Annotated in this window: 12 protein-coding genes; 7 read left to right on the top strand and 5 right to left on the bottom strand. The window is 64.5% G+C overall.

Features of this window, described 5'->3' with window-relative positions; translation table 11 throughout:
- Positions 1 to 136: 136 nt before the first annotated feature.
- Positions 137 to 1,630, bottom strand: a complete 1,494-nt coding sequence (locus tag FBX97_RS14770; protein ID WP_141832833.1) for a glycoside hydrolase family 30 beta sandwich domain-containing protein — start codon at positions 1,628 to 1,630, stop codon at positions 137 to 139.
- A gap of 178 nt (positions 1,631 to 1,808) precedes the next feature.
- On the opposite strand from FBX97_RS14770, the gene FBX97_RS14765 reads away from it, so the two are divergent.
- From FBX97_RS14765 to FBX97_RS14750, 4 genes are all read left to right on the top strand, one after another.
- Positions 1,809 to 2,867, top strand: coding sequence for an AI-2E family transporter (locus FBX97_RS14765; protein WP_141832830.1), 1,059 nt, complete (start codon positions 1,809 to 1,811; stop codon positions 2,865 to 2,867).
- An 80-nt stretch (positions 2,868 to 2,947) separates the two neighbouring features.
- Positions 2,948 to 5,329, top strand: a complete 2,382-nt coding sequence (locus tag FBX97_RS14760; RefSeq protein ID WP_255517471.1) for a TonB-dependent siderophore receptor — start codon at positions 2,948 to 2,950, stop codon at positions 5,327 to 5,329.
- Positions 5,330 to 5,410: 81 nt separating this feature from the next.
- Positions 5,411 to 5,734, top strand: coding sequence for a hypothetical protein (locus tag FBX97_RS14755; RefSeq protein WP_141832828.1), 324 nt, complete (start codon positions 5,411 to 5,413; stop codon positions 5,732 to 5,734).
- An 85-nt stretch (positions 5,735 to 5,819) separates the two neighbouring features.
- The gene (locus tag FBX97_RS14750) at positions 5,820 to 6,053 is read left to right on the top strand and encodes a hypothetical protein (protein ID WP_141832826.1); all 234 of its coding nucleotides are present in this window, start codon (positions 5,820 to 5,822) and stop codon (positions 6,051 to 6,053) included.
- A 29-nt stretch (positions 6,054 to 6,082) separates the two neighbouring features.
- Here FBX97_RS14750 and FBX97_RS14745 read toward each other — a convergent pair whose 3' ends face one another.
- Positions 6,083 to 6,523, bottom strand: coding sequence for a PACE efflux transporter (locus FBX97_RS14745; RefSeq protein WP_141832824.1), 441 nt, complete (start codon positions 6,521 to 6,523; stop codon positions 6,083 to 6,085).
- A 139-nt stretch (positions 6,524 to 6,662) separates the two neighbouring features.
- On the opposite strand from FBX97_RS14745, the gene FBX97_RS14740 reads away from it, so the two are divergent.
- Together FBX97_RS14740 and FBX97_RS14735 are read left to right on the top strand one after the other, a co-directional pair.
- Complete coding sequence (locus FBX97_RS14740; RefSeq protein WP_141832822.1) at positions 6,663 to 7,556, top strand: LysR family transcriptional regulator; 894 nt, start codon at positions 6,663 to 6,665, stop codon at positions 7,554 to 7,556.
- Positions 7,557 to 7,680: 124 nt separating this feature from the next.
- Complete coding sequence (locus FBX97_RS14735; protein WP_141832820.1) at positions 7,681 to 7,926, top strand: hypothetical protein; 246 nt, start codon at positions 7,681 to 7,683, stop codon at positions 7,924 to 7,926.
- A gap of 50 nt (positions 7,927 to 7,976) precedes the next feature.
- Here FBX97_RS14735 and FBX97_RS14730 read toward each other — a convergent pair whose 3' ends face one another.
- From FBX97_RS14730 to FBX97_RS14720, 3 genes are all read right to left on the bottom strand, one after another.
- Complete coding sequence (locus FBX97_RS14730) at positions 7,977 to 8,255, bottom strand: hypothetical protein (RefSeq protein ID WP_141832818.1); 279 nt, start codon at positions 8,253 to 8,255, stop codon at positions 7,977 to 7,979.
- A gap of 131 nt (positions 8,256 to 8,386) precedes the next feature.
- On the bottom strand, positions 8,387 to 8,968 hold the full coding sequence (locus FBX97_RS14725; RefSeq protein ID WP_141832816.1) for a PEP-CTERM sorting domain-containing protein: 582 nt from the start codon (positions 8,966 to 8,968) through the stop codon (positions 8,387 to 8,389).
- A 70-nt stretch (positions 8,969 to 9,038) separates the two neighbouring features.
- Positions 9,039 to 11,285, bottom strand: a complete 2,247-nt coding sequence (locus tag FBX97_RS14720; protein WP_141832814.1) for a phosphocholine-specific phospholipase C — start codon at positions 11,283 to 11,285, stop codon at positions 9,039 to 9,041.
- A 384-nt stretch (positions 11,286 to 11,669) separates the two neighbouring features.
- Between FBX97_RS14720 and FBX97_RS14715 the strand changes: the two genes are divergently transcribed.
- On the top strand, positions 11,670 to 12,638 hold the full coding sequence (locus tag FBX97_RS14715; protein WP_141832811.1) for a tetratricopeptide repeat protein: 969 nt from the start codon (positions 11,670 to 11,672) through the stop codon (positions 12,636 to 12,638).
- Positions 12,639 to 12,690 lie beyond the last annotated feature (52 nt).

Here is a 12,690-nt window from a genome sequence, read left to right as displayed (position 1 = left end):
ACGCAATGAAATTGGAAACGTTGCCAAATTGCGGCACATTATTGTATTGCCGTTAATTCGATGTCAAGACGCGTTGTGCGTGTGCGCAACACCGTGCGTCGATCCAGCCCACCCGGTGTCGCCGCCAACGCTGCCCTCAGGGCTGCGCCACGCCCTGCCAGGTAAAGCTGGCCACGCTCCCGGCCGGCAGCGTGTAGGCGAAGCCGCCTCCTGCAACGCGCACCGCCACCTGCCGCGGCGCCGCGCCGCCATTCGCCACCAGCAGCGCAATGGAACCGTCCGGGTTGCGGAAAGCGACGTTCGGCAGCACCCTTTCCCCTTCGCTGGACGCGATCCGGTAGGCCCCCGGCAGCACGAAGCGGCTGGCGTGCGCGAGCGCGTAATACTCGACGTTGCGCGTGACCGCGCCGGTGCGCGCATCGATGGTCACCACGCCGCGGCAATCCTTGCAGCCGCCCAGGTGCGGGCCGTCGTCCTGGTCCAGCGCCAGGTTCCAGAACAGTACCCCGCGCGCCCAGCCGCGGGTGGTGTCGATCACCAGGGTCTTGGTGAAGTACTGCAGGTTCCTGGCCCAGTCCGGCGACCAGCGCCCGCCCGAGCATTCGGTGAACCAGGCATCCTTGGCCGGGAACAGCGCGTGCAGCCGCCCCATCGCGCGCACGTCGCCGCCGTAGCAATGCCAGGCGATGCCGCTGACGTATCTGGCGGCGCGCGCATCGGACAGCACGATGGCCGGGGATTCCGGCTCGTCCCAGTTGTGGTCCCAGTCGAAGATGGCGGTGCCGGGATTGGCGCGCGCCAGCAGCGGACCGAGATGGCCGCCGATGAAGGCGGCGCGCTTGGCCGGGTCGACCCGCATGCCGGGATAGCTGTCCGGTTCGAAGTGCGGCTCGTTCTGCAGCGTCAGCGCGGAAATCGGCACGCCTTCATGCTTCATCGCATCGACGTAGCGGTTCAGGTAGCGCGCAAAGGCATCGTAGGCTTCCGGTTTCAGCGTGCCCTGCACCAGGCTGCCGCCGCTCTTCATCCAGCCCGGCGCACTCCAGGGCGAGGCCATCACCTTCAGTTGCGGGTTGATCTTCAGGGCCGCCTTCACCGTCGGCAGCACGGTGTCGCGCTGCGGGTCGAGCGAAAAACGGGCGAGTTGCGGATCGCTCTGCCCCGGCGGCATGTCGTCGAAGCTGTAGTGGCTGCGCGAGAAATCCGAGGCGCCGATGGTCAGCCGGGTGAACGACAGGCCGATGCCGTCCGGCCGCTTCGCGTTGCCGGTAGAGCGCCCGAACAGTTCCTGCATCAGGGCGCCGCGCTGCGTCGGCGTCATGCGCTTTTCGATCAGGTAGGCGGAGGCGTCGGTGATGGCGGCGCCGAAACCGGCGATCTGCTGGTAACGGGTGGCGGGATCGATCTCGATCACGGCGCCCTGGGCGCCGGCGGGCGCCGCCGCGCCGAACTGCGCATCGGGTTCGCGCGACAGCAGCTTGGCTTGGTCGCCGGTGGTGATCCAGGCCTGCACTGCGCCTGCTGGTGCCGCCGTGGCCGCCGCATGCACCATGACGGGCGCTAGTACGGACAGTGCACCGAGCAGCAGTGCGAGCGCGGGCCGGCGCCCGCTCGGGGTCGGAATCGACATCGTGTCTCCTGTAGATTGTTATGGATGGCAGCGCCCGATACAGAAATTGGAAACGTTGCCAAATTATTGGCGGCCACTATAGCACCTGTGTTCCGGATGTCAACGTGAACGCGCCCCGGCCAGGCAGATGCACTATGATGAGCGTGAACAAATTACTCAAATTACATTATTGGCATTTATGAACCAATTCACCCTGCAGCAAAAGTTTTTCTTGCTCCTGCTGAGCCTGATCACGATCGGCTTCTTCTGGATCCTGTTCCCCTATTCCGGCGCCGTGTTCTGGGGCGTGGTGTTCGCCATCCTGTTCGAGCCGCTGTACCGCTGGCTGCTCGGCAAGACCAAGCAAAAACCCACGGCGGCAGCCCTGCTCACGCTGCTGTCGATCGTGGTGATGGTGCTGATCCCGGTGGCGCTGATCACGGGCTCGCTGATGCAGCAGGCGGCCGGCGTGTACAGCATGATCAGTTCCGGCCACATCGATGTCGGCGCCTACTTCCGGCAAATCATGGGCGTCCTGCCGGACTGGGTGATCAGCCTGCTGGAACGCTTCGACCTTACCTCGCTCTCGACGCTGCAGCAAAAACTGCAGAACGCCGCCTCCCAGATCAGCCAGACCGCAGCCCGCCAGGTCATCAACGCCGGCCGCAACACCTTCGATTTCCTGGTCGGCCTGACCGTCATGCTGTACCTGCTGTTCTTCCTGCTGCGCGACGGCAAGGGGCTGGCCGCGAAGATCCGCGCCACGGTACCGCTGAGCCGCAAGTACAAGCAGCGCCTGTTCAACAATTTCACGACCGTCGTGCGCGCCACCGTCAAGGGCAACGTGCTGGTCGCCCTGGTCCAGGGCGCGCTGGGCGGGCTGGCGTTCTGGTTCCTGGGTATCCAGGCACCGCTGCTGTGGGCGGTGGTGATGGCCTTCCTGTCGCTGCTGCCGGCGGTCGGCGCCGCCATCGTGTGGGCGCCGGTGGCCATCTACCTGCTGGTGTCGGGCTCGATCTGGCAGGGCGTGGCGCTGATCGTGTGGGGCGTGGTGGCGATCGGCCTGGTCGACAACGTGCTGCGCCCGATTTTGGTCGGCAAGGACATCAGGATGCCGGACTACCTGGTGCTGATCTCGACGCTGGGCGGCATGGAACTGTTCGGGCTGAACGGGTTCGTGATCGGCCCGATGATCGCGGCGCTGTTCATCGCCGTGTGGGACCTGTTTGCCACGGCCGAGGAATTTCATCAGGAGTGATTTGTTGCAGTTATGAGACGTTCGGTTTGTTGCTCACGGGTTAATTGATTAGGATTCAATTTTCCCTGGAGCTGATCACCTTGAAACTGAAATTGATACGCCAAGCTGTCCTGCTGGCCGCCTACGGTAGCGCCGCCGTCACTGCCGCCCCGGCGGCCTTCGCGCAGACCGCCCCCGCTGCCGACAGCACCATGCAAAGCGTCAGCGTCGTCGGCTCGCGCCGCGTCGGCAACACCTCGTCCACCGACACCCCGGTCCCGGTCGACTACATCCCGATGACCAAGGTGGCCGAGCAAGGCGGCCAGTTCGACTTGGCGCAATCGCTGGCCAACATCTCGCCCTCGTTCAACTCGACGCGCCAGACCGGCGCCGACGGTGCCGACCTGGTCGACTCGGCGGCCCTGCGCGGCCTCGGCTCGGACCAGACCCTGGTGCTGGTCAACGGCAAGCGCCGCCACACCACCGCCCTGGTCAACCTGTTCGGCGCGCGCAACCGCGGCAACACCGGCACCGACATGAACGCCCTGCCCCTGCTGGCGATCAAGGACGTGCAGGTGCTGCGCGACGGCGCCGCCGCCCAGTACGGCTCGGACGCGATCGCCGGCGTGATCAACGTCGAACTGAAAAAGAGCCTGGGCTGCGAATCGGTGGTCGGCTTCGGCGAATACTCGCAGCACGACGGCAAGAACTGGCTGGCCTCGGCCTACTGCGGCGTGGCCGTGGGCGGCGGCGTGCTGGGCATCACCGGCGAATACTACGACCGCGGCCGCTCCAACCGCGCCGAGCCGGACAGCCCGCGCATCATCGGCGACACCAAGAGCCGGAACGAGACCCTGTACGTGAACGGCGAATTCCCGGTCGGTCCCGGCAAGCTCTACCTGACCGCCGGCGCCCAGACCCGCGACGCCTCCTCGGCCGCCTTCGCGCGCGGCGGCCTCGGCACGGACGACATCCCGACCCGCAACTCGGCCGCGATGTACCCGGAAGGCTTCGTCCCCTTCATCAACGGCGACGTCGACGACCGCTACGCCACGCTCGGCTACCGCGCCCGCTTCGGCGAATGGGCCGGCGACTTCTCGCAGACCTACGGCTACAACCGCATGCGCTATACCATCGCGCATACGCTCAACGCCTCGATCGCCAACCAAGACCTGCTGAACGGCGGCCAGGGCATCAGCCCCTCGCAATTCGACGCCGGGGGCTTCTCGTTCCGCCAGCTGACCACCAACGCCGATTTCAGCCGCTTCTACCCCGACGTGCTGGGCGGCCTGAACGCGGCCTTCGGCTTCGAATACCGCGCCGAGAACTACAAGATCTTCGCCGGCGAGCCGGCTTCCTACATCGATGCCGACGGCGTGGGTGCCGGCGGCGCCGGCGGCAGCCAGGGCTTCCCGGGCTTCCAGCCGGGCGACGCCACCGACCGCAACCGCCACAGCAGCGCCGCCTACCTCGACTTCGAAGCCGACCTGACCGAGCGCACCAAGCTGCAGGCCGCCGTGCGCCACGAGCGCTACTCCGACTTCGGCTCGACCACCACCGGCAAGCTGGCCGGCTCGTTCAAGGCCACCAACGACGTGCTGCTGCGCGCTTCCGCCAGCACCGGCTTCCGCGCGCCGTCGCTGCAGCAGGTCTACTTCTCGTCGACCTTCACCGACTTCATCGGCGGCGTGCCGATGGACGTGGTGCTGGCGCCGAACGGCGGCGCGGTCGCCAACGCTGCCGGCATCCCCAAGCTCCGCGAAGAAAAATCGAAGAGCTACACGCTGGGCGCGACCTGGACCCCGACCCCGTCGATCTCGGTGACCGCCGACCTGTACGACATCGACATCGACGGCCGCATCGTGCTGACCGGCCGCTTCGACGCCGACAACTACCCGGCGCTGGGCAGCGTGCTGCAATCGCTGGGCGTCGGCCAGGCCCAGTTCTTCGTCAACTCGATCGACACCCGCACGCGCGGCCTGGACCTGACCGCCTCGCACCGCACCGCCCTGGGCGGCGGCCGCCTGACCACCTTCCTGGCCATGAACTTCAGCAAGACCGAAGTCAAGGACGTGCATGCCCCGGCGGCGCTGGCGGGCTACGAAGACGTGCTGCTGTCCGAGCGCGAGCGCCTGTTCATCGAACAGGGCGGCCCGCGCCGCAAGGCCACGCTGGACTTCGACTACGTCCTGGGCAAGCTGGAAACCGACTTCCGCATCGTCCACTACGGTCCGCAGACCCTGGGCACCTTCTCGGGTCCGCCGGTACCGAACCAGCACTACGAAGCGAAGACCTCGGCCGACCTGGCCTTTACCTGGTCGTTCACCGACAAGACCAAGCTGACCGTCGGCGGCACGAATATCTTCAACGTGCATCCGACCACGCAGAACGCGGACGAGACCGACAACGGCTTCAAGTACGAGAGCCTGCAGTTCGGCCTGAACGGCGCGGCCTACTTCGCGCGCCTGTCGCACAAGTTCTGATCGTTTGATCGGGCCGGTTTGACCTGGCTGTTACCGGCAGAGTGGCTTATGCTGGTAACAGCCTGACAACCGGAGACGATCATGATCTTGCGCGAATGGCGGGCCGAGGTCCGCCGCGACAAGCTCGACGCGTATGTCGCCTATGTCCGCGAGACGGGACTGGCCCATTACGCCGCCACCCCCGGCAACCTGGGGGCGGCGATCGCGACACGGCACCTGGATGCCACGCGCAGCGAGATCGTGACCCACAGCTACTGGACGTCGCTGGAGGCCATTGCGGCGTTCGCCGGCGAGCCGATCGACCGGGCGCGCTATTTTCCGATGGATGACCAGTATTTGTTGACGCGGCCGGAGACGGTGGCGCATTTCGAGGTGGCGGATGGGCGCTTGCCGGTGGCTGAGTAGAAAGGTCAGAGAATCTCTGGGCACTGGACGGATGAACGCGGCCAGAAGCGGGCATCCATGGAGGCGCTCCGTGACCGGAAATTTGATGTCGTCCGTCAAAATCTACGACGTGGTCACTATCAAAGGACTGCGCAAGCCCATCGATTTCCAGCCCGGCGATATGAACGTTCGCGCGCCAGCCATTGGCGATGTCGCGGCAGTAGTCGAGGTGTATAGCAATCCTCCTGGCTACGAGCTCGAGTGCAGCGGAAAGGACGGAGTAACCATATGGCTTCACGCATTCGCGCCTGAAGATGTCGAGCTTGAAGTGATCGGTTGATCAGCGGCTTTACTGCCCGTTCAAGCTCGCTATGCCCGCCCAGTTCCATACGCCGCCGTCGCAACGACGGGAAACACGCGATCGTACGCGATGTTGAACAGGAATCCGTACACGAGATAGAAAATCACGATCGCAATATCCATCAACAGCGCCGCCCACAGGCCGATGCCCAGGTACCAGGCAATCATCGGGATCAGCATGGCGACCAGTCCCGCCTCGAACAGGAAGGTATGGGCCACCCGGATCGCCATCGTCTTGTGGACGCTGCCGCGCAAGCGCAGCATGGCGCGGTCGAACCCCGCGTTGAACACGAAGTTCCAGACCGTGGCGACCGTCGCCGACGCGATGCCGATCACGCCCATGTGCTGCACCGGCTGGTCGAAGACCGCTGCCGATCCGGGGATGAAGATGGCCAGCGCCACCGCTTCGAACAGGAGTGCGTGGCGGACGCGATCTCGGAATGTACGCATGTAGATTTTCTTTCTTGACAGCGCTCGCGGACTTATCGGTACGGCCTTTGCCCGGATGCGCGATTGACGTTACGGAAGCATCATCGCATACTCGATAAATGTATGCATACAGGAAAAATCGAGACATCATGCTTCAAATATGAAACATCTGAACTGGGATGACTTGCGGCTGCTGGCGCTCATCGCGCAGGAAGGTACCTTGCGCGGAGCGGCCAAGAAGGCGGGCCTGAGTCCAGCCACGCTCTCGCGCCGGCTTGACGACCTCGAGGAAGCGGTCGGACACAAGCTCGTCGAGCGCTTCCAGGGCGGTTGCATTCCGACGGCGTTCGGTACCGATGTCATTGCCTTGGCCGGCCAGATGGGCGAGATCGCGCTGGACGTCGAGCGCACGCGCGATCGCCAGGATGCGCATGCGGCATCGGGCCTGGTGCGGATCAATACCGATGAGTGGCTGTCCTATTTCCTGACGACCCGGTTTGCGCGCTTCCATGACGCCTATCCGAACGTCGAGGTGGAAATCATCACCTCCCACCGGCCCTACAGTTTGACGCGCCGGGAAGCCGATATCGCGATCCGGCCTTACCGCCCCGAACAGCTCGACCTCGTCACGCGCCGCATCGGCACCTTGTCCTTCGGGCTGTACTGCAGCAGGGATGTGGCGACGCGCCATGCCGCTGCGCTGGCCAACCGGGAATGGGCGAGCGTGCCCTTCGTGGGTTTCGACGAGCCGCGCGCGGAGTTCCAGTCCGACCGCTGGCTGCGCGCACTGCCCGGCGCACCGGCGCCATGGATGAAGTGCAGTTACGGGCTCGGTATCCTCGATGGCGTGACCCATGGCGCCGGCCTGGGTGTGCTGGCGACCTTTCTTGCCAACGACGCGCAGAATCTGGTCGCCGTGATGCCCCATATTCCCGAGCTGGATCAGGAAATCTGGCTATCGATGCACGGCGGCTTGCGTACCAGCGCGCGTGTCAGGGCAGTCGTGGATTTCATGGAGCAGGTGTTCAGCGCATATGGGGAAACGGGCCGATAACGGATGGCCCGCTCATCGTTGGATGAACGTACGGTACGTCCTACACAGCGACTTGCACTCATCCTATTTTGAGCGGTGCCGAGCGCGTCCATGATTGCTGTACATATCAATGAGAGGAGCAATCATGAAAACTTATCAAAGCGTACTGATTGCCGGTCTGATAGCGATGGGCCTGGCAGCCTGCAGCTCGACCGACATGAATTCCGGCAGTACCGGCAGCTCGTCGATGGGATCGACGGCCAGCGGCACCCGGGCGGATATCGCCAACGCCACGGACCGCACCAACGGCAGCAACGGCGGCGGCGCCGACAACTCGATGGGCAATAACGCCGGCACCGGCAACAGCGGTGCCGGATCGAACAGCCGCTGAGTCAGCGGCTTTCTCGCGCCCGCTCTTGAGCGGGCGTTACGCGATCCTGCTCAAGCGCGGCGGCGTCCTGCATAAGCATGGGCAAAACCGTCGAGCACGTGCGCGGGCAGCATTTTTGCCATGCTGTGCAGCACCAGCGGCACGATCATGAGTTCGTCGACCGCGCCGAGTACCGGCAAGGTGAAATTCAAAGGCTCGACGGCAAACAGTCCCAGCACCGCCAGCCCTGGCAGCAGCCACACCGGACGTTGTTCATGGCGGATGGCGAACCACAGCAGGCGCAGGTCCTGGCCGGCCACCACACGCCACAATGCAAAGATGCGTTTCATGCGTTCTCCTCCATGGCTGGGGTTTTTCCCTGCCCCTAGATGGGTCGTCACGCCCTGAACACAATAGGTAATTCGACAAGGCTGTCACCTTTCAATGCGACAGCCTGGGGTCATGCCATGCAGGACCGCGTTCATGATTTGCGTGCTCGCCGCACGGCCCCGCCCAGCCCCAGCCCTGCCAGCAGCAGCGCCAGCGAACCCGGTTCCGGCACCGCGGCGGCGCTGTCGAAGCTCAGGTCATCCATCACGTAGGTCGCCTGGAAGTCGCTGGCCACGACCACCGTGTCGACAAGACCGTCCCAGCCGGCGTCCAGGAAGGCCGGCGTCTCCGCCAACTGCAGCGACGCCGAGCTGGCGACCAGCTGGCCGTTCGCATACAGGTCGAAGCGCACGCTGCTGTCGCTGTAGCCGGCAAACCAGGCGCCGTCGAAGACGGTCGGCGCCAGGAAGCGGATGGTGCTGGCGACCGGACCGCCGTCGATCCAGTCGGTGGTCACCCTGCCCTGGCCGGAATGGGCCGTGAACGGCCATTGCTCGCTGGTGATGACCGACAGGCCGGAACCCGACCAGTCCAGGCCACCGTAGTTGGCGGGGACGGCAGCGATGTCGTCGGGACCGGCGATGTCGTCGAAATTCAGCACGGTGGCCGAAGCCAGGGGCGCGCACAGCGCGATGGCGGCGCTTAGGGCGACGCTGCGGATGATGGGATGCATAAGATTCCTGTTCAAGTGATGGCAAGGTGACGGCAGCCGGCGCCATGCCGGCGGCCGTGCATGGCTGGCGTCAGGCGCGGCCCAGGGCCGGGTCGCTGACCGTATGGCGCCCGGTTTCGACGCGGCCTGCGAAGCGCCGCAGGTAATCGGTCTGGCCCGAGACGGTGGCGCTGAAGTCGTACCAGTAGCCGTTGGCCGCCACCGGGATGCGCACCGTGAGTTCGGTACGCGCCGCCAGCGTGTGCAGCTGGCGCAGCTGCGCATAGGCGTTCGCGGCCAGGCTGAAGGTGCACGGCGCCGCCCCGGTATTCACCAGGCGCAGCACCAGCTCGCCGGTGGCGGCGTCGCAGCGCACCTGCACGTCGGGGCGCGGCTGGCCTGCCGCGACGGCGCGCAGCGCACTGCCCGTGAAGTGGCGGAAGTAGCCGTTCGGTCCTAGTACCCACAGATCGTACGGCCCGCCGCTGACGCCCGGGGTCCAGCTGTCCGCCAGCGATTTGCCCGCCTCGACCGTATAGCGGCGCGGTACAGCCGCCAGGTCCTTGCGGTCGTACACGTGGAACACGGCGGCCTGGCGGCCGGTGTTGATGAAGGTGAGTGCCACGCGCGCCGACGCCATGGTGGCGCCGGGCAGCACTTCGCAGGTGGTCGCCAGTTCATACGGCAGCGCGCGCGAGGGCCGCGTGCCTGCGGCCTGCAGCGGCATCTGCGGCGACGCCGGCGGCGCGATCTGCGGCAGGCGCTGCTGGGCGGCGCGCAGGGCGTCGGCCTGGCTTCGGTCCTTGCGGCCCGCTAGCGTCGGCAGGGTCTCGCTGTTGGGCGTGGCGAAGTTGAAGGCGCTGGTCAGGTCGCCGCAGACTGCCCGGCGAAACGGGCCGATGTTCGGTTCCTTGACCCCGAAGCGCGCTTCCAGGAAGCGCAGCACCGAGGTGTGGTCGAATACCTGCGAGTTGACCCAGCCGCCGCGGCTCCAGGGCGAGATCACGAACATCGGCACGCGCGGACCGGGACCGTAGACGCGGCCGTCCGCAGCCGGCTGCTTGGTGCTGCCGGCCGGCTTGCCGTGGGTGTAGTACTCGGGACCCATGTCTGCCGGCGCCAGCGTGGTCTTGCCGGCGTAGCCGCCCTTGCCGTCCGGCGACGGTGCGGACGGCGACGGCACGTGGTCGAAGTAGCCGTCGTTCTCGTCGTAGGTGACGATCAGCACGGTCTTGCTCCACACCTCGGGGTTGGCCGTCAGCGCGTCCAGCACTTCCTGGATGAACCAGGCGCCCTGCACCGGGCTGGACGGGCCGGGGTGCTCGCAATAGATCGACGGCGCGTTCATCCACGATACCTGCGGCAGCTTGCCTTCGCGGATGTCGCGCTTGAAGGCGTCCAGGTACTGTTCGGGGCGGGTGCCCGGCAGGGTGTTGGCGATGCCTTTGTACAGCGGGTTGTTGACGTTGTCGGTTGCCGCGTCGTAGGCGTGGTAGGGCAAGGCCTGGCCGGTGCTGGTGTAGGGCTGGCCGGGGGCGCCGCCGCTGGAGACCGGGTAGCCGGAGGCGATGTTGGCTTTCCTGAATTGGCGGAACGCGCCCAGCATGTTGTCGCCCCACTCGTCGGGCATGTTCTGGTAGCTGATCCAGCTCACGCCGGCCTTTTCGAGGCGCTCGGCATAGGTGGTCCAGGTGTAGCCGGTGTTGACGCCGCTCTGCACCCCGTCGATCGCGTCCCACTCGTTGGTGACGAAGGCGGTGCCGGTCGGCACCGCGCCGTTGGTGCCGGTGATGAAGAACGAGCGGTTGGCGTCGGTACCGGTATGCATCGCGCAGTGGTAGGCGTCGCACAGCGTGAACGCATTGGCCAGCGCGAACTGGAACGGGATTTCGTTCTCGTTGAAGTAGCCCATCGAGATCGGGTTCTTGTAGCGCGGCCACTGGTCCATGCGGCCGTTGTCCCAGGCCAGCTGGCTGTCGTTCCAGTCGTGCGGCGTGCCGTTGGCGCGCTGCGCGTTGCCGACGCTGCCGTCCAGGTGGAACGGCATCACCACGGTGCCGTTGCCCAGGCGCTGCTGCCACACGGTGCGGCCTTCCGGCAGCGGGATCGGGAAGCGGTCGCCGAAGCCGCGCACGCCGGCCAGCGTGCCGAAATAATGGTCGAAGGCGCGGTTTTCCTGCATCAGGATCACGACGTGCTCGACGTCGCGGATGGTGCCCGTCGCGTTATTGGCTGGGATCGCGAGCGCGCGCTGGATCGCCGGCGGGAAGGCTGCGTAGGTGGCGGCGGCGATGCCTGCGTGGGCAGTGCCGCGCAGAAAACTGCGTCGTGAGGTCATGAGGTTTGTCCGGGCGTTGGTGATTTCTCTAATGCAACAAGATCTGTTGCATAACCGTTGTCATGCCGCTATGGCTTTGGAACGTCGCCAATGTAAACCGCGTGCATGACGACGCCATGACAAACCACGGGCTCATCCAATGCCGACACGGCACAGGTAGAAGCCGCTTTATTTGCGGCCAGACGCCTCAAGTCAGTACCGAGGTAGCGCCATACGCTACCTCGCGTAGCGCGTGGCGGGAGATGCCATACTGACTTCACAATCTCTTCCGCTAAATGTTTAACGAAGGCATTATTTCTATATGGCAATGGAACATCTGCCACACGTGAAATAGAAACCCACCAGTCGGAATCCGACTTATAGAAATAACGGGATCAGCAAAACATGGAACTTCAACGACTTCTAGCGGCTGCAACAGCAGGTGACCCATATGCTCAGAACGAGCTGGGAACCCGATTCCACCTTGGCAATGGCGTAGCGCAGAATCTGACGGAAGCGGCGCATTGGTATAAGCAGGCTGCTGAACAAGGACTATCCATTCCCCAATACAACCTGGGCCTGATGTACCGTGAAGGTTTTGGGGTAGAAAAAAACGACGAAACCGCCATCTCGTGGATCACGAAGGCTGCGCACCAGGGCCTTGCTAATGCTCAATATGATCTTGGATTGATGCATGAGTCGGGACACGGTACGGCAAAAAACGATGCGGAGGCCGTCCGGTGGCTGTTACAAGCGGCCGAGCAAGGCATGCCGGAAGCCCAGAATCATCTCGGGGTGCGGTATCTGGAAGGCCGAGGCCTCCCTAGAAATGACATTCAAGCAGCGGAATGGACCAGGAGAGCGGCAGAACAAGGCCTGATGGATGCGCAGCACAATCTTGCGCTGCTATACCTGGACGGCACGGGCGTACCGCAGGACGATCAACAGGCTGCATTCTGGACAACAGAGGCGGCTCGACAAGGACATGATGGGGCAAGCTACAACCTTGGTCAGATGCACCTGAAAGGCCGGGGTATGCCGCAGGATATGTCAAAAGCCATGACTTGGTTTCGCGTGCTTGCTGAAAAAGGGAATGTTCTATGCCAGTACAACCTTGGCGTGCTCTACGGTGAACCCGGCCCATCGCGAGACGACCAGAAATCCCTGTCCTGGTACAAGAAAGCAGCGGCGCAAGGATATGCCGATGCGCAGGCAAATCTGGCTCTGATGTACATAAAAGGACAAGGCGTGGCGCAAGACTACGGGATCGCGTCCGAATACCTGTCGCAGGCAGCAAAACAAGGGCACGCTGGAGCACAGCACAATCTGGATATGATCGTGAAAAAAATCCGGGAGCAAGGGAAGCTTCACTGAACTGTCCACAGAAATCATGAGCGGACCTGCGCCGATGAAGTGCCGACGTCTT

The organism is Herbaspirillum sp. SJZ107 (genome assembly GCF_006715485.1).
Lineage (GTDB): Bacteria > Pseudomonadota > Gammaproteobacteria > Burkholderiales > Burkholderiaceae_D > Telluria.
This window is presented reverse-complemented; position numbering and strand designations above follow the sequence as displayed.